The organism is Myroides sp. TSA_177.3 (genome assembly GCF_052691955.1).
Genome location: NZ_JBQZGD010000009.1, coordinates 84,313 through 102,118 on the forward strand (window position 1 = coordinate 84,313; position 17,806 = coordinate 102,118).

Consider the following 17,806-nt stretch of genomic DNA (forward strand, 5'->3'; position numbering starts at 1 on the left):
AGTTTGTATTCAACACTAGTTTTACTTTAAATTTTTATTATTTTTGTGCTATGCAAAAGAACATCAACATTCTAAATAAACGAGCTAAGTTCGAATACGAGATCTTAGATAGATATACTGCTGGAATTGTACTGACAGGTACAGAAATTAAATCTTTGCGACTAGGTAAAGCTAGTATTGCAGAGAGTTTCTGTGAATTCCAAAACCTAGAGCTTTTTGTGATTAACTCTCAAATTGAAGAATACGCCAACAGTAGTCATTTCAATCACAAAGCAAAAACAGAACGCAAGCTGTTATTAAATAAGAAAGAATTAAAGAGTTTACACAAAAGTGTTCAGAATAAAGGATTAACTATTATTCCGTTACGCCTATTCATCAATGAGAAAGGGTTAGCTAAGATGGACATCGCGCTGTGTAAAGGAAAGAAAAACTACGACAAACGCGAAACGATTAAAGATCGAGACAATAAAATTGCATTAGATCGCTTGAAAAAAGCGTTTTAATTTTAAGGGTTATGGTTTTGGAGTTATGGGTTATGGGTTTGGAGGTATGGGTTATGGTGTGAATGGTGAGGCGATGAGAAGGTGAGATTTTGAGGTGCTGAAATCGAAACGAAGTGAAAATCGAAACGCAGTGTAGATTCATCGAACACCAAAACCAATATTAAGTAGGTGAGATATATTCATCGAACACCAAAAGAAAATAGCAACTCGGTGAGATAGAAAATAAGGTGGTGAGAAGTTTCTAATTAAAATAGAGCTCTTTCTTTAATCGATAATTCTCACGATTTTGCAAAAAAACAACCTCACAAAAAACAGCGTATTATGTGAGCGCTGGATGCGACCCCTCCTTCGTCGGGGTTACATACTGGGTGTGAATGATGAGGCGATAAGAGGGTGAGAATATGAGACGGTGTGATGGTGAGGCGATGAGCAAAAGAACAAACCTCACAAAGCACGAACCTCACAAAAAAACAAACCTCACAACTCCACTTTTCCATTATTTATCTAAAAACAACAACATTTCCTCTGCCATTTCCCTTGGTTTTTCAGCCAATATAAAATGGCCGCAATTTGGAATCTGCACTAACTTTAAGTTTGTTGCCACTGGTACCAAAGCCCCTTTTAGTATTTCGTATCCACTCCCTCCTATTCCCAATACAGGCATATTTAAATTTGCATACGTTTTACTGTCTTCAATATCTTGACCAAAGGCTTGATACCAAGCATTAGAGGCGCGTATTGCTTCTTTTGAATTATAAGCATGGGCATAAAGGTCTCGATCAAATTCAGAAATGGCTTCTTTATTTACGGTCAGTTGATTAAATAACCAATGAATCATAATCCCCATTCGGCCTTCTACTAACTGTTCGGGTAGTTCCCTTACTTGATTAAAGGCCAACCACCACGGATAAGTATAATTTCCACCAGGAATTGGCAACATAGGTAAATGATACATCCCTGCATCTGGATGAGGGGTATCTAACATCACTAACTTCGCTGTTTTCTCTGGATAATTACACGCAAAACTAAAAGCCACATGAGCTCCAATATCATGGCCGCCAATGTAAACGCGATCAAAACCTAGTTGTTGAACAAGGGCATCAATATCTTTTGCCATATTTTTCTTTTCATAGCCTTGAAAGGGTTTGTCTGACTCTCCCATCCCTCTCATTTCAACGACAATTACCTGATACTTTTCAGCAAGCAGTGGCATTATTTTATGATAAGCCCACCAAGTTTCAGGATACCCTGGCAGTAAAAGTAAAGGTTCTCCTTGCCCTCCAATTACATAGTGTAATTGCGTAGAATTAACGGTTGCAAATTTACTTTCAAACCCCTCTAATTCACTATTTAACAACTGATTGGTTTCGTATTTTTCCATAACTATTCCTTTAGTATTTCGTCAACTTTCATTTGTACACCGTAAAACTAAATACTATTTTTACATCGTACAACCATGAAGTACACTTCATAGTTTGTAATTTAAAAAAAATTTAACAGATGAAGTTAATTAGTCAGTTAGCCAAAGAAGTAGGTCTTCCCATTGCAACCATTCGATTCTATGAAAAAAAGGGTCTTTTTAGTAGTATAATAAAAGAGGAAGTTACCACAAATAACTATGCATATTACGATGAAGAAGTCATCGATAAATTGAGATTCATTCAAATGGCTAAAGCCGTTGGCTTTACTCTATCCGAAATAAAGGAAGTTATTGATGCTTGGTACGAAAAGCAATTAACGAAAAAAGCCAAATTGGAAGTCTTAAACTTAAAACTCAAACAAATTGATGAGAAAATGAAAGAACTCAAAGCCATGAAGAAACAAATTGGCCTTTGTAAGTTTAATATTGAACATGATTTAAGTTAATTGTGGTGGGAAGGGTGTGGTCGTGAGGCGATGAGAAGGTGAGGTGGTGAGGTGGTGAGGTGGTGTGGCGATGAGGTGGTGTGGCGATGAGAAGGTTAGAGGGTGAGAATATGAGGTGGTGAGGCGATGAGCAAACCTCACAAAGAGCCTTCTTTAATCGACAATTCTTACAACTTCACGAAAAAGCAAAAAAGCGACTTCACAAAGAACAGCGTATTATGTGAGCGCTGGATGCGACCCCTCCTTCGTCGGGGTGACATACTGGGTGTGAATGATGAGGTGATGAGAAGGTGAGGTGGTGAGGCGATGAGCAAACCTCACAAAGAACAAACCTCACAAAGAACAAACCTCACAAAGAGCAAAAAACAACTTCACAAAAAAGCAAATCAATCAAATTCGACAAGAATCATTCTTACACCCGAAATTAAATACAGCTTGGATAATCAAGTATACCACGGGAACCAATAAAATCCAAACTCGCGCATCAATAGCTTGAAAGAGCAGTAAAAAAGCAAGTCCTAATCGGACATAGCGTACAGGGGTCCATTTCTTAAAGTACGTGATTATCGTTTCCATATCATCCTTCATTTTAATTTACCCAAAAGTAAGTTTATCTTTTTTGATTTACTGTAACAATTGTTACTGTATACTGAGCAAACAACAGCTAGATTTGCTCTACATAAATATCAAAACTTACGATTATGAGAAAAATGCTTTGGGCTATTGCCGTACTAATTGGAACCACAACAATGGTCAATGCGACAAACCTTACGCATACCGTAAACGAAGCAACTTTACAAGCAACAACGGGAAATCAGTATGCGATTTTAGTTCAATCAACAAAGAACTTACGCGCTTCTATTATGACAGCTTCAGAAATGAAAAAAGACAATCCAGCTATTGCTTTTGAAATTATCATGATGGGGCAAATGGTACAGGAATTAAACGATAAAGAATTACGTCCAACCTTAGATGCAGCAAACAAAGCTGGAATTAAATTAGTGGTATGTGAATTTGCACTTCAAGTATATGGGGTGAACTTAAAAGATCTACCACCTTACTTTGTTGGAACGCCTAATGCTCATAAGTATATGTTTCAATTAAACGAAAAGAACTATAATACACTTTCAATTTAAATAAACAACAACTTAACAAGTCCCTTTTTCCAAACAAAAAGCATCCCGAGGGATGCTTTTTTAATTCGTTTAATTTTTATTTTCTAACATCGGTACGAATTTAAAATCGCCGTGTTCGTGTTTTTCAAATTGAGTTTCATTGAGGCGGATGAGTTCAATCATCGTTTGTTGATCCTCCCCTACAGGAATAATCATGCGTCCTCCTATTTTGAGTTGTCCCATTAACGCTTGTGGGATAAAAGGAGCGCCCGCTGTTACAATGATTGAATCAAAAGGGGCGTAATTCGGTAATCCTTTATAGCCATCGCCGAAGGTTAGCAATTTAGCGCGAATGCCCAGTTTTGGCAACAATAAAGCCGTTTTCTTATATAATTCCAACTGGCGTTCAATACTGTATACTCTGGCTCCCATCGCAACTAAAACAGCCGTTTGATAGCCACTCCCCGTTCCTATTTCCAATACCTTATCCTCTGGTTTCACTTGCAACAACTGCGATTGAAAAGCAACGGTATAAGGATGCGAGATGGTTTGACCTGCACCTATAGGAAAAGCGGTATTTTGATAGGCAAAATTTTCAAAACTTGAATCTATAAATAAATGCCTAGGAATGCGTCTAATCGCCTGAAGTACGGCTTGATCTTCAATGCCTTTTTCCTTCAATGCTTCAACCAACTGATTGCGCAATCCCTGATGCTTCGTAGAATCCTTCACTGTAATTAAATAATTTATACAAAAGTAACCAATATTTTTATAAAATACACCTTTTAATCCCTTCCAAACAAAGTATTGCAAAAGATTTAAAGCTGAAATTTTACCCATTCCATAAATAAGTTTTATTTTTGTTCAAAATAATTTTTTATGCTTAAAATTGGCGTATTGGGAGCTGGGCATTTAGGTAAAATTCACTTGCGTTTGCTGAACCAATCAGAAAAATACGAATTAGTAGGTTTTTATGACCCTTTTGCAGAAAATGCAAACAAAGTAGCACAAGAGTTTGGTTACACCAAATTTGACAGCATTGACGAATTAATTCAAGCCGTTGATGTTATTGATATTGTGACTCCTACACTCTCCCATTTTGACTGTGCAAAAAAAGCCATTGAAGCGGGAAAACACGTTTTTTTAGAAAAACCCATTACTACTACAGTTGAAGAAGCCGAAGCTATTATTGACTTAGCCAAACAATACAACGTTTTAGGGCAAGTGGGACATGTGGAGCGTTTTAACCCAGCATTCGTTGCGGTAAGTTCAAAAATTGAAAATCCCATGTTCATTGAAACACATCGTTTAGCGGAATTTAATCCTAGAGGAACGGATGTACCTGTTGTATTGGATTTGATGATTCACGATTTAGATGCTATTCTTAGCGTAGTAGATTCACCCGTAAAACACGTGAGTGCTAGTGGGGTATCTGTTTTAAGTGAATCACCAGACATTGCCAATGCTCGTATTGAGTTTGAAAATGGATGTGTGGCTAACGTTACAGCAAGTAGAATCTCGATGAAAAACATGCGTAAATCGCGTTTTTTCCAACGTGATGCTTATATCTCTGTCGATTATTTAGAGAAAACATGTGAGGTAGTAAAAATGAAAGACGCTCCAGAAACACCTGGGGATTTCGATCTTATCTTGCAAAATGCCGAAGGATTAAAGAAACAAATTTACTATGATAATCCTAAGGTTTTACCAAATAATGCTATCTTAGATGAACTAGAAACGTTTCACGATGCGATTGTCAATCAAACAAGACCCGTGGTAACTCTAGAAGATGGTACAAAAGCTTTGCGTTTAGCTTATCAAATCATAGACGCATTTAAAAACTAACAAATCATTAACTCGTAAATACATACTTAACTTATGAAAAATATTGCTGTAATTGGTGCAGGAACAATGGGAAATGGAATTGCTCATACTTTTGCTCAAAAAGGCTTTAAAGTACTTTTAATCGATATCTCTGAACAAGCGATTGAAAGAGGAATGAATACGATTAGCAAAAATTTAGATCGAATGATTGCGAAAGGTTCTATTACAGAAGCAGACAAAAAAGCAACAATCGAAAATATTATCACCTATACAGAAATTAAAGATGGTGTTGTAAATGCGGATTTAGTTATTGAAGCAGCAACAGAAAATATCAATTTAAAACTAAATATTTTCAAAGAATTAAGCGCTGTTTGTAGAGAGGATGTGATTTTAGCATCAAATACCTCTTCTATTTCTATCACGCAAATTGCATCGGTTGTAAAAAACCCAGAGCGCGTAATCGGTATGCACTTTATGAATCCAGTGCCAATCATGAAATTGGTAGAGATCATCAGAGGATACAATACAACGGATGAAGTAACGAAAGCGATTATGGATTTATCGTTGAAATTGGATAAAACACCAACTGAAGTAAACGATTACCCAGGTTTCGTAGCAAACCGTATCTTAATGCCAATGATCAACGAAGCGATTGAAACATTGTACAATGGTGTTGCTGGTGTTGAGGAAATTGACACGGTAATGAAATTGGGAATGGCTCATCCAATGGGACCTTTACAATTGGCTGACTTCATTGGTTTAGATGTGTGTTTATCTATTCTAAACGTAATGTATGACGGTTTCAAAAACCCTAAATATGCACCATGTCCGTTATTAGTAAATATGGTAATGGCTGGTAAATTAGGTGTAAAATCAGGAGAAGGATTTTATGACTATTCAGAAAGCAAAAAAGCAGAGAAAGTGGCGAAAATGTTTTCTTAATTGAACAGTAAATAAAACAAACAATCATACCAAGACAATCGATATCATTGTCGATTGTCTTATTTTTTGATACCATATAGTAAAGAATGGCAAAAATAATTCCTTTCCAGGGTATACGCCCAACACGAGATAAAGCTAATTTGGTAACTTGTAGGTCCTTTGAAGACTACAATGCGGTAGAATTAGCCTATCTTTTAGATTACAATCCTTTTTCATTTCTACACGTTTTAAACCCAGCTTACGTCAATCCTCAAAAGGTAACTAGCGATAAGCGTTTTAAAATGGTTGCAGCTAAGTTTAATGATTTTAAAAAGGAAGGAATCTTAACAAAGGAAGACACTCCCGTTTTATATCTCTATCAAATTGAGACAAAAAACTGGAAATTCACAGGTATTGTTGCGGGAACTTGCATTGAAGATTACGAAAATAACATCATCAAAAGGCATGAAGATACGCTAGAATACCGTGTCAATCTCTTTAAAGAATACTTGTATCACAGTCGATTTAATACTGAACCCGTACTGATGATGTATCCTGATAAAGAAGATATCAATGCGTGGATTGCAACCTACAAAGAGAATCGCCCCATTTACGATTTTACAACCGTAACCAAAGAGCGACATACGATTTGGAAAGTGGATGATCAGGCGTGTATTGATTGGTTATGCCAAGAATTTGATTCTATTTCAGAGCTGTATATTGCGGATGGACACCATCGCTTTGCCTCTGCCGCATTACTCAAAAAAGAAAATGGTTTTGAACCGCATTCACATAGCAATACGGTCATGACGTTCTTAATTGCAGAAAACAACATTAAAATCTATGAGTTTAATCGCATTATCCACGATTTAAACAATCATAGTAAAGAGGAGTTTTTAGCTTTATTAAGCGAGAAGTTCAACGTAAAAAACAAGCAACAACAGTTGTGGAAACCCTCCAAAAAGATGGAATTTGGCATGTACTTGGATGGAGATTTTTACTCCCTCAAACTCAAGGATAAAATTAAAACAGACGATATTTTAATGCAGCTCGATGCACAAATTTTATATGACGCTGTTTTAAATCCTATCTTAGGATTGGATGATTTAAGAAATGATGCTAGAATTGATTACATTCCCGGAAATGAATCCATTGTAGCGATTAAAGAATTAGTTGATGATGGAGAATATGAGGTTGGTTTTATGTTATACCCAACCAATGTACATGAAATCAAACTAGTAGCGGATAATGATTTAATCATGCCGCCAAAGAGCACCTATATTGAACCTAAGTTCATGAATGGGTTATTAACCTACGAAATTTAAAAATACAATATGATGTCAATGATTGCTGAGAATCTAAAACGAATTAAAGCTGACTTACCTGCACAGGTACAGTTGGTTGCTGTTTCTAAAACTAAACCCAATGCGGCTATTTTAGAAGCATATGAAGCAGGACAAAGAGTTTTCGGTGAGAATAAGATACAAGAAATGACGGATAAGTATGACGCTCTCCCTCAAGACATAGAGTGGCATATGATTGGGCACGTACAGCGCAATAAAGTAAAGTATATGGCTCCTTTCGTCGCTTTGATTCACGCTGTTGATAGTCTGCGTTTACTAACTGAAATCGATAAACAAGCGGAGCGAAATAATCGCGTTATTCCATGTTTATTGCAGCTGTTTATTGCCGATGAAGAAACGAAATTCGGCTTAAGTGAAGACGAACTATTCGAACTTCTAGACAGTGAAGCTTTCAAAGCCTTACACCACATTAAGATCCAAGGGCTAATGGGAATGGCAACATTCACTGAAAACCAAGATCAAATTAGACAAGAATTTTCTACACTACACCATATTTTTGAAAAGGTACAAACCTACAATCACTTACCCAATGTGGAATGCAAAACATTATCCATGGGGATGAGTAATGACTACCCTATCGCTATCGACTGCGGAAGTACGATGATTAGAATAGGAAGTACTATTTTCGGAGAACGCAATTACGAATTAAACAAATAGGATAATATTGTACGCAATTTTAGATATAGAGACCACAGGGGGTCAGTTTAATGAAGAAGGGATAACCGAGATTGCCATTTATAAATTTGATGGTCATCAGATTGTTGACCAACTCATTAGTTTAGTCAATCCCCAAAAAGAAATACAACCCTTCGTGGTAAAACTGACAGGGATTAATAGTGCTATGCTTCGCTTAGCACCAAAATTTCATGAATTAGCGAAACGCATTATCGAAATGACAGAAGATTGTGTGCTGGTAGCACATAATGCAGCGTTTGATTATCGCGTGTTGCGCAATGAATTTAGCCGTTTGGGATACGATTTTCAAAAGGATACATTGTGTACTGTTGAGCTCGCTCAAAAGCTGTTACCTGAAATGCCTTCGTATAGTTTGGGAAAATTGGTGCGCACCTTGGGAATTCCCTTGGCAGACCGTCATCGTGCTTATGGTGATGCCCTGGCAACACTCAAACTATTTCAGCTACTCTTATCAAAAGACACCGAAAAGACAATACTAACTAGCATGATTAAGTCGGATATTAAAACAGGACTTAATCCCAAGTTTTTTGATATTACAGATAACCTCCCTACTTCGGTTGGTATTTACTATATCCACAACGAAGAAGGTGAAATTATCTTCATTGGTAAAAGTCGCAACATCAAGAAGAAGATCATGCAGCACTTTACCAATAATTCAGTCCTATTCAAAAAGGTTCAAAAAGAAACGTATACCGTTACTTTTGAAAAAACAGGAAATGAACTGATTGCTATTTTAAAAGAAGCGGAAGAAGTACTTTTAAATAAGCCCAAATACAACAAAGTAACCAAAAAAGGGATTTTCCCCTATTCGCTGTATGTAAAAACCAATCTACAAGGTTATTTTTATTTCAGCTTAGAAAAAACAGATGGCCGTAAAAGAAATCACATGGCTTTTACTTCCTTAGCTGAAGGGAGAAAATTTGTAGATAAAATCACGGCTGATTTTGAACAGCCTTTTTACTTGGAAGTTTTACATGAAAAAAAATCAAAAAAAGTAACAGAAGAGACTTTTTGTACTACATTTGATTTAGCATTTCAAGATTACAATACGTTATTAATTAACTTATTACAACATTACAACCTGGATGATGGCAATGTGCTAATCCTCGACAAGGGACGCACCATCAACGAGAGAAGCGCTGTGGTGATAGAAAGTGGAAAGCTAGCTGGCTATTGTTTTTACGATTTGAATTACCAAATCAACGATCCCGCAAGGATTGCGGCAAACCTTACGCCTATTACCTTTCACCGCAACAACAGAAATATTATTCTCAATTATTTGAATAAGAAAACCGGTTATAAATTAATCCATTATTAAAAGTATATACGTTGAGACGCAGACTAAAAAATAAGTGGGATATTCTTAAACAGAAGATTTATATCATCATCTATGGTTCCAATACATTTGCTGGTAAACTATTCGATTTAGTTCTACTTGCAGTGATTCTATTGAGTGTGATTTTGGTTATGTTGGAGTCAATTGAGAGCTACGACATGAAACATCACACCCTACTGAAGGTATTGGAATGGGTGATTACTATTTTCTTTACGATTGAATACGTGTTGCGGATTATCTGTAACAAACAACCGCTGAAGTACATTTTCAGCTTCTATGGTATTGTCGATTTAATCTCGATTATGCCGATGTATTTGTCGTTCTTTGTTTCGGATTTAGGTATTTTATCTGTAGTTCGAGCCCTGCGTTTACTGCGTTTATTCGGTATTTTAAACTTAGTTCCTTACATCGGACAAGAGTCCAACTTAAAGCTTGCAATCAAAGCGAGTAGAACGAAAATCATTGTTTTCATCTACTTTATCGTGGTTGTTTCGATTTTACTAGGGGCCTTGATGTATGTTATTGAAGGCAAAGACAATGGCTTTACCAGTATACCGAAAAGTATCTATTGGTGTATTGTAACCCTTACGACAGTTGGTTATGGAGATATTGCTCCGCAGACCACAATCGGACAGATGATTGCTTCGTTTATTATGATTATGGGATATGGTATTATTGCCGTTCCTACTGGAATTGTAACAGCGGAATTTACAAGCTTAAAACGAAATAAAAGCATTGATGCTAGACGAAGAAGAACTTGTTCTTCTTGTACAACAACAATTTATGATGATGACGCCAATTATTGCTATAATTGCGGCCAAAAATTAGGAGATGTCTTTACCCGATAAACCCCATTATTTACTTGTCGTTATTGGCCCAACAGCCATCGGAAAAACGGCTTTAGCTATACAATTAGCTCAACATTTTCAATGTGAAATTCTATCTTGTGATAGCCGTCAATTCTTTAAAGAAATGACACTAGGTACTGCTGTTCCCTCCCAAAAGGAACTCGCCGCGGTACCGCATCACTTTATTCAACATATCAGCATTCAAGATTCCTACTCTGTAGGGGATTTTGAACGTGATGCCATTGCGCATTTGGACCGCCTATTTGAGCAAAACAACGTGCAAGTAATGGTTGGTGGCTCTGGTTTGTATGTCAATGCCATTTTAGAGGGATTGGATGAATTCCCAGATATTGATCCGCGTATACGAGAAGAACTCAATCAAGCACTGGAAGAAAAAGGCTTGCCTTATCTTCAAGCTCAACTCAAGGAGTTAGACCCGGTGCACTACGAAAAGGTAGCCTTAGACAATCCGCAACGTGTTACACGTGCCCTAGAGGTTTCGATTGGAACAGGACAACCCTATTCTAGTTTTCTAGCGAAAAAGAAGGTTCAGCGCAACTTTATTCCCATCGTTATTGGTTTAGAAGCTCCGCGTGAAATCATGTATGATCGCATCAACAAACGTGTGGATCTCATGCTAGAAGGAGGACTTTTAGAAGAAGTACAAGCCCTACTGCCCTATCAAGAACTAAATGCCTTACAAACCGTAGGCTATCGTGAACTCTTCCATTATTTTAATGGAGAAGGTACGCTTGAAGAAGCAATCGAAGAAATCAAAAAAAATACGCGTCGATTTGCCAAGAGACAAATTACTTGGTTCAAAAGAACGCCAAACGCCACTTGGTATCCCTATCAAACAGACCCAAAACTGATTATAGCAGCGATTACCGAGCAACTAAATTAATCAATTATGCCCATTTCCAACCAATTTACATCCATTCACCAACAATCTTATGAAATAGACTTCTTTGCATGCTCTCCTTCTGGACATCTAAAATGGGTAGATTTATGTAAACTCATTCAAAGTGTTTCAGCAGATCATTCGGTGCTTGGTGGAATTAGTTTTTGGGATTTAAAAAAACACAACCAAGCGTGGGTACTCAGCAAGTTTCGAGTAGAAAAGAAGGCTGAACTACCTCAATGGCAAGATAAGATTACCATTAGCACTTGGATTGAACGCTTAGATGGTGTACGATCTATTCGAAATTTTGAGGTTTATCTTGGTGAACAGCTCATTGCGGTGGCTTCATCTCTATGGGTGATTATCAATACAGAACGCCGTAGACCGGAACTCATTGCTTTACCCCACGAACATTTTATCAAATACACGGATAAAAAGGTAACGCAAGCAGAATTTGCAAAACTGCACAAAGGAGCCTATCACAAAATTGATGAGCTACGCGTTAAGCTATCTGATTTGGATATGGTACATCACGTAACGAATATCAAATATTTGGAATGGTGTATTGACGCCGCTTTTGCTTGCCAACAAGCCGTAGATAAAATACAGGTCATTGACATGCACTTCTTAAAAGAAACGCGAATCAACGACACTTGTGAAGTGCATCTTCTGCAAGAAAACAACCAATTACACTACCAAATTTGTGTGGATAGAGTGGTTCATTTTTATTGCTTGATGGAGGTAGAAGAATAATTGCAAACATGAAGTAGCGTTATTCTTACATTTTAACGCTAAATAAACTGAGATGATAGACCAAGAATTAAAATATTATGAAGGAATCGAAAACCTAAAAATAGAGATTCCTACAAAAAATGATTATTATACTATTTTAATCTGTCATCATGGTTTTAGTACTATCAAAGCTGGATTTCACCAATTCAAATTAAATCCTGGTACAATTGCAATTATCTCTCCTAATGTTATACTCTCTACCAGTGATATTTCTCCTGATTTAGAAGTCAAACAATTATTTTTTACCAAAACTTTTTTACAAAAGATCTTTTTGAAGGATGAAATTGTTGATGAACTATTATTACTCAATAATAATTATCCACCTATGTATGAATTACATACAAGATTTCAGCTTGTTGCAGATAAGTTTACAGCGATTAAAAATGAAATTGATTTGCAATATGCTTATCACCTTGATATTGTGCGACTGTTAGTAATGGAAATTTTGTATGAATACAACCGTGCTTGTGAGTTCTGTTTATTGGGATTTGAAAAAAACATGAATCGGAATTATCAAGTCACCTATGAATTTAAAAAACTAGTTGATCAGTATTTTTCAACTTGGAACTCTATTGGTCAATATGCTTCTACCCTCAATGTATCTGCAAAACATTTAACCGAAGTTGTCAAAGAGGAAACAGGACATACTGCCCTTCAAATCATACATGAACGAATCTTGTTGGAAAGTCAATTTTTATTAAAACACTCAACAAAATCAATAAAGGAATGTGCTTTGGCTCTTGGTTTTGAAACGGCTTCTTACTTTTCGAGATTTTTTAAAAGTCATATGAATATTTCTCCTCACGCGTATAGAAAAAAACAATAACCTTCTTATTGTTCTTTTTCAAAAACTCAAACTACACAATCAGGCTGTCCTTTCCGAAAAAATTGAATTTTTTTCCGAATATTGGATATTGCTCCCCCCTTCCTTGTTCATGAACTTTGCAAAGTAATTTTAATTATTTAAAAATGAATGATATGGAAGTATCTCCTACCCATACACAAGCTTCTTGGGCGGTTCTTTTTTCAAAAGGGAATGCTTTAAAAGCAATTGTGCTTGCTTTAGGCGTGATGTTACACGCAACCAATGTTTATTTAGCGACAACTATTATGCCTTCAATTATAAAAGAAATTGGCGGAATTCAATACTATGCATGGAACACCACAATATTTGTTGTTGCCTCTGTCATTGGGTCTGTTATTTCAGCCAATCAAATGACTAAATCAGGACCTCGAAAGGCTTATCAGATTGTAATTTTACTCTTTTCATTGGGTACACTACTGTGTACGTTTGCACCAACAATGTATATTTTACTTCTTGGTCGATTTATTCAGGGGTATGGTGGCGGATTGCTCTTTGCCTTATCCTATGCAATGATTCGCTTAGTCTTTACAGAAAATCTATGGTCAAGAGCCATGGCTTTAGTTTCTGCTATGTGGGGAGTTGCTGCTTTTTCGGGGCCTTTTATCGGAGGAATCTTTGCTGAACACGGGCATTGGAGATGGTCTTTCGGTATTTTACTCTTCTTTTGTTTATTTATTTTACTGGTAGCCACCATTATAATTCCTCAGAAACACAACGCACAAACGGCAAGTCCAATTCCAACAGTAAAACTCCTACTACTTACCTTGTCTGTTTTAGCCGTTTCGATCGGAAGTATTCAGCAAAGTATAGCGAAGAATCTCCTAGGGGTTAGTATTGCTATTTTATTGCTTGCTGGAGTAATCTATTTAGAAAAAAACAGTAAAAACAGATTGCTTCCAACAGGTGCTTATAAAATATCTTCCACACTTGGTTCAACCTATGCAATTATGGCATTACTGACAATCGCTACCGCTATTGAAATTTACGTTCCTTATTACGCCCAAGTAATCAATGGTTTTACTCCTATACAAGCAGGATACCTAACTGTTTTAATAGCCTTAGGATGGACGATATCCTCTATTTTATTTTCTGGTTGCAAAGGAAAAACTATTCGCAACATCATCTTACTAGGGGCCTTTCTTATGTTTGTTGGATTAATAGGTTTGAGTTACATTAGTTTCAAACATACTTTCGCACCTACTTGGCAGCTTGTATTGAACTGTATTTTTCTTTTAGCAATAGGTGCAGGTATTGGAATGGGATGGCCACATTTATTAACTAAAGTGTTTGCCTTAGCTCCCAAAGGAGAGGAAAACTTAACCTCTTCCTCTATCACAACCGTACAACTTATAGCCACCTCATTTGGAGCTGCCCTCGCGGGATTAGTCACCAATCTAAGTGGTATTACCCAGTCAACAGATATAGTAGCTATAACAAACTCATCGCTATATCTATACTCTATTTTTGCAATAACTCCTTTAGTTGCTATTGTCTTGTTCCTTCGAGTTAAAAACAAAACCAACTAATCGATCCTATCAAATTTACAGGTAGCTTATACTTTCATTCTTCAACTATAAGGATTGTTTTTTATAGTCACTATTTCAGAACGGGACATATATCCATAAAAAAAGGTTTCTAATTCAATAGAAACCTTTTTTTTATATCAATTTTATCGAGATTCATCTCCCTTCTCCATTTTCCTTTCTCTAAAAGTCTACCAAACGAACATTGGGCGTTCACCCATCATTTCATTTACTTCATCTGCAACTTCCTCGATGATATCTTCGTTTGTATGGTTAAGGATTACTTTATCAATTAAAGCAACGATTGTTTCCATATCTTCTTCTTTCAATCCTCTTGTTGTGATTGCAGGTGTACCAATACGGATACCTGAAGTTACGAATGGTGATTTATCATCAAATGGCACCATGTTTTTATTTACTGTAATTTCAGCTTTTACTAACGCTTGTTCTGCGTCTTTTCCTGAAATATTTTTGTTTCTCAAGTCGATCAACATCATGTGGTTATCTGTTCCTCCAGAAATGATGTCATATCCTCTTTTTACAAATGCATCAGCCATTGCTTTTGCATTTTTCTGTACTTGCAACATATAAGTAAAGAACTCATCTGTTAACGCTTCTCCAAAAGCAATTGCTTTTGCAGCGATAATGTGCATCAAAGGTCCTCCTTGGTTTCCAGGGAATACTGCACTATCCAATAAAGCAGACATCATGCGTACTTCTCCTTTTGGTGTTGTTAAACCAAATGGGTTAGGGAAATCTTTTCCAATCATGATCATTCCTCCACGTGGTCCACGCAATGTTTTGTGTGTCGTTGTTGTAATGATATGACAATGAGGTACTGGATCATTCATCAATCCCTTTGCAATTAAACCCGCAGGGTGAGAAATATCTGCCATTAACAGCGCTCCAACGCTATCAGCGATTTCTCTAAAGCGTTTGAAATCCATATCGCGAGAATAAGCAGAAGCACCAGCAATGATTAATTTTGGTTGCTCTTTTTTCGCGATTTCTGCGATTTTATCGTAGTTTAATAAACCTGTTTCTTGCTCTACACCGTAAAATACTGGATTATACAATTTTCCAGAGAAATTCACTGGTGATCCGTGTGTTAAGTGTCCACCGTGAGACAAGTCAAATCCTAAGATTTTATCTCCTGGTTTTAAACAAGCAGAAAAAACAGCTGTATTCGCTTGTGATCCAGAGTGAGGTTGAACATTCACATATTCAGCACCAAAAAGAGCTTTTGCGCGATCAATAGCGATTTGCTCTACAACGTCTACTACTTCGCATCCTCCGTAGTAACGTTTGTTTGGATATCCCTCTGCGTATTTATTAGTTAAACAAGATCCGGCTGCTTCCATCGTTTGCTCACTTACAAAGTTTTCAGAGGCAATTAGCTCAATACCGTGTACTTGTCTATCCCCTTCTTCTACGATTAAGTCGAAAATTTCTGTATCTCTTCTCATCTGAATTGTATATTTCGTTAAATTGACCTCAAATGTACAAAATTCGTTTGTTAATTTGCCCTATAATTATATATTTGATTAAACTATTCATTCAATTAATTAAGCAATAAATATGATGATTACGGCAAATGATCCGAAAAGAGAATCTTGGTTAGAAGTTCAGGCAAAATCTGACTTCCCGATCCAAAATATTCCTTTTGGGGTTTTTATTACGAAAGATGATATTGTAACAATTGGAACTCGTATTGGCGATTATGCCATCGATTTAAGTGCCTTACAAATGTTAGGGTATTTAAAAGGAATCGAACTGACAGACGATGTGTTTTTACAAGACAATCTTAATGATTTCATTTCTAGTGGAAAGAAAACATGGCGTGCAGTTCGAAATAGAATCGCTGATATTTTCGACAAAGCAGACCCAACCTTACAAAACAATGCCAAACACAAAGAGGCAGTTATCTTTAAAATAGAAGAAGTGGAAATGCAATTACCAGTATACATTGGTGATTACACGGATTTTTACTCGAGCAGAGAGCATGCAACCAATGTTGGTAAAATGTTCCGAGACCCAGCAAATGCCTTATTGCCAAACTGGCTTCACATTCCAGTAGGTTATCACGGTAGAAGTTCGACTGTTATTCCTTCTGGTATTCACGTAAAACGACCAATGGGACAGACGTTACCAAAAGGAGAATCACAACCTATTTTTGGACCTTCTACTCGCATTGACTTTGAATTAGAAACCGCATTTATCACTACAGATGCCAATTTGTTTGGAGAAAGTATTCCAGTTGATGAAGCTGAAGAGCACATCTTTGGAATGGTCTTATTAAACGACTGGAGTGCCCGTGATATTCAAACATGGGAATATGTTCCACTAGGGCCCTTCTTAGCTAAAAACTTCGCTACCTCTATTTCTCCATGGGTGATTACCCTAGATGCTTTAGAGCCATTTAGAACAGCGAGTCCAAAACAGGACCCTACTCCTCTACCGTATTTACAACAAACAGGAGATAAAACATTTGACATCAACTTAGAGGTATATCTTCAACCAGAAAATGGTCAAGACAACCTAATTTGTGAATCAAATTTCAAATATTTGTACTGGACTATGAGTCAACAATTGGCGCATCATACAGTTAACGGTTGTAAGATTAACGCAGGAGACTTAATGGGATCTGGAACAATTTCAGGAACTGCACCCAATAGCTTTGGTTCTTTACTGGAATTAACTTGGGCAGGTGCAAATCCACTAACCTTAGCAGATGGTAGTACACGTACTTTTATCGAAGACTACGATACCATCACCATGAAGGGATATTGCCAGAATGACGACATCCGCATTGGCTTTGGAGAAGTAAGGAGTATGCTACTTCCCTCAACAGCAACAATGAAGTAATAAAAAAAGGATTTCTCGAGTGAGAAATCCTTTTTTTATGAAGTGAGGGTTGTTTTTTTGTGAGGTTTGTGCTTTGTGAGGTTTGTGCTTTGTGAGGTTTGTGCTTTGTGAGGTTTGTGCTTTGTGAGGTTTGCTCGGTTTGTGAGATTTATCGATTAAAGAAGAATTTTCTTTAGCTAGTTGATTTTTGCTCACCACCCATTAAGTGAGGTTTGTGCTTTGTGAGGTTTGTGCTTTGTTAGATTTATCGATTAAAGATTATTCACTTCTCAATAATTGCAATGGTTTTATGCTAGTCACTCACCCCCAGTATGTCACCCCGACGTTTTTTGTTAAATCGTAGGTTTATCGATTAAAGCAGGAACTCTGTCTCTTCAACCTCACCCT

Annotated in this window: 18 protein-coding genes; 14 read left to right on the plus strand and 4 right to left on the minus strand. The window is 36.8% G+C overall.

What is annotated here, in order from left to right; all coding sequences use genetic code 11:
* The first annotated feature begins 50 nt into the window (after nucleotides 1-50).
* The gene (gene smpB, locus ACUTSE_RS10475; protein WP_002991385.1) at nucleotides 51-503 is read left to right on the plus strand and encodes an SsrA-binding protein SmpB; all 453 of its coding nucleotides are present in this window, start codon (nucleotides 51-53) and stop codon (nucleotides 501-503) included.
* Nucleotides 504-999: 496 nt separating this feature from the next.
* Here smpB and ACUTSE_RS10480 read toward each other — a convergent pair whose 3' ends face one another.
* Nucleotides 1,000-1,884 carry an alpha/beta fold hydrolase gene (locus tag ACUTSE_RS10480; protein ID WP_445640193.1) on the minus strand — a complete coding sequence of 295 codons (885 nt, stop codon included), beginning with the start codon at nucleotides 1,882-1,884 and terminating at the stop codon, nucleotides 1,000-1,002.
* A 119-nt stretch (nucleotides 1,885-2,003) separates the two neighbouring features.
* Between ACUTSE_RS10480 and ACUTSE_RS10485 the strand changes: the two genes are divergently transcribed.
* Nucleotides 2,004-2,369, plus strand: a complete 366-nt coding sequence (locus ACUTSE_RS10485; RefSeq protein WP_002991381.1) for a MerR family transcriptional regulator — start codon at nucleotides 2,004-2,006, stop codon at nucleotides 2,367-2,369.
* A gap of 390 nt (nucleotides 2,370-2,759) precedes the next feature.
* On the opposite strand, the gene ACUTSE_RS10490 is transcribed toward ACUTSE_RS10485, so the two are convergent.
* Entirely contained in the window at nucleotides 2,760-2,945 is a 186-nt protein-coding gene (locus tag ACUTSE_RS10490) for a hypothetical protein (protein ID WP_002991380.1), read from the minus strand.
* 125 nt (nucleotides 2,946-3,070) lie between these two features.
* Here ACUTSE_RS10490 and ACUTSE_RS10495 point away from each other — a divergent pair, with 125 nt between their 5' ends.
* The gene (locus tag ACUTSE_RS10495) at nucleotides 3,071-3,505 is read left to right on the plus strand and encodes a DsrE/DsrF/DrsH-like family protein (RefSeq protein WP_445640194.1); all 435 of its coding nucleotides are present in this window, start codon (nucleotides 3,071-3,073) and stop codon (nucleotides 3,503-3,505) included.
* A 69-nt stretch (nucleotides 3,506-3,574) separates the two neighbouring features.
* On the opposite strand, the gene ACUTSE_RS10500 is transcribed toward ACUTSE_RS10495, so the two are convergent.
* Nucleotides 3,575-4,216: a protein-L-isoaspartate(D-aspartate) O-methyltransferase gene (locus ACUTSE_RS10500; protein ID WP_060873251.1), complete on the minus strand. Its 642-nt coding sequence runs from the start codon at nucleotides 4,214-4,216 to the stop codon at nucleotides 3,575-3,577.
* Nucleotides 4,217-4,363: 147 nt separating this feature from the next.
* Here ACUTSE_RS10500 and ACUTSE_RS10505 point away from each other — a divergent pair, with 147 nt between their 5' ends.
* From ACUTSE_RS10505 to ACUTSE_RS10550, 10 genes are all read left to right on the plus strand, one after another.
* Nucleotides 4,364-5,329: a Gfo/Idh/MocA family protein gene (locus tag ACUTSE_RS10505; protein WP_002991374.1), complete on the plus strand. Its 966-nt coding sequence runs from the start codon at nucleotides 4,364-4,366 to the stop codon at nucleotides 5,327-5,329.
* A 33-nt stretch (nucleotides 5,330-5,362) separates the two neighbouring features.
* Nucleotides 5,363-6,250 (plus strand): 3-hydroxyacyl-CoA dehydrogenase family protein, encoded by an 888-nt coding sequence (locus ACUTSE_RS10510; RefSeq protein ID WP_002991373.1) that lies wholly within the window; start codon nucleotides 5,363-5,365, stop codon nucleotides 6,248-6,250.
* A gap of 86 nt (nucleotides 6,251-6,336) precedes the next feature.
* Nucleotides 6,337-7,554: a DUF1015 domain-containing protein gene (locus ACUTSE_RS10515; RefSeq protein ID WP_445640195.1), complete on the plus strand. Its 1,218-nt coding sequence runs from the start codon at nucleotides 6,337-6,339 to the stop codon at nucleotides 7,552-7,554.
* A 12-nt stretch (nucleotides 7,555-7,566) separates the two neighbouring features.
* Complete coding sequence (locus ACUTSE_RS10520; RefSeq protein WP_002991369.1) at nucleotides 7,567-8,250, plus strand: YggS family pyridoxal phosphate-dependent enzyme; 684 nt, start codon at nucleotides 7,567-7,569, stop codon at nucleotides 8,248-8,250.
* A gap of 7 nt (nucleotides 8,251-8,257) precedes the next feature.
* Nucleotides 8,258-9,607, plus strand: coding sequence for an exonuclease domain-containing protein (locus tag ACUTSE_RS10525; RefSeq protein WP_445640196.1), 1,350 nt, complete (start codon nucleotides 8,258-8,260; stop codon nucleotides 9,605-9,607).
* A gap of 11 nt (nucleotides 9,608-9,618) precedes the next feature.
* Nucleotides 9,619-10,473 (plus strand): ion transporter, encoded by an 855-nt coding sequence (locus ACUTSE_RS10530; RefSeq protein ID WP_002991366.1) that lies wholly within the window; start codon nucleotides 9,619-9,621, stop codon nucleotides 10,471-10,473.
* Nucleotides 10,457-11,377, plus strand: coding sequence for a tRNA (adenosine(37)-N6)-dimethylallyltransferase MiaA (miaA, locus tag ACUTSE_RS10535; protein WP_445640197.1), 921 nt, complete (start codon nucleotides 10,457-10,459; stop codon nucleotides 11,375-11,377). Before ACUTSE_RS10530 ends, miaA begins: the two co-directional genes overlap by 17 nt.
* A 6-nt stretch (nucleotides 11,378-11,383) precedes the next feature.
* Entirely contained in the window at nucleotides 11,384-12,127 is a 744-nt protein-coding gene (locus ACUTSE_RS10540) for an acyl-[acyl-carrier-protein] thioesterase (protein WP_002991362.1), read from the plus strand.
* A gap of 52 nt (nucleotides 12,128-12,179) precedes the next feature.
* The gene (locus tag ACUTSE_RS10545; RefSeq protein ID WP_002991360.1) at nucleotides 12,180-12,992 is read left to right on the plus strand and encodes a helix-turn-helix domain-containing protein; all 813 of its coding nucleotides are present in this window, start codon (nucleotides 12,180-12,182) and stop codon (nucleotides 12,990-12,992) included.
* A gap of 143 nt (nucleotides 12,993-13,135) precedes the next feature.
* Nucleotides 13,136-14,557, plus strand: a complete 1,422-nt coding sequence (locus tag ACUTSE_RS10550; RefSeq protein ID WP_445640198.1) for an MFS transporter — start codon at nucleotides 13,136-13,138, stop codon at nucleotides 14,555-14,557.
* Nucleotides 14,558-14,745: 188 nt separating this feature from the next.
* Here ACUTSE_RS10550 and glyA read toward each other — a convergent pair whose 3' ends face one another.
* Nucleotides 14,746-16,020, minus strand: coding sequence for a serine hydroxymethyltransferase (gene glyA, locus ACUTSE_RS10555; RefSeq protein WP_445640199.1), 1,275 nt, complete (start codon nucleotides 16,018-16,020; stop codon nucleotides 14,746-14,748).
* A gap of 112 nt (nucleotides 16,021-16,132) precedes the next feature.
* On the opposite strand from glyA, the gene fahA reads away from it, so the two are divergent.
* Nucleotides 16,133-17,419 (plus strand): fumarylacetoacetase, encoded by a 1,287-nt coding sequence (gene fahA / locus ACUTSE_RS10560; RefSeq protein ID WP_036463088.1) that lies wholly within the window; start codon nucleotides 16,133-16,135, stop codon nucleotides 17,417-17,419.
* Nucleotides 17,420-17,806: the final 387 nt, after the last annotated feature.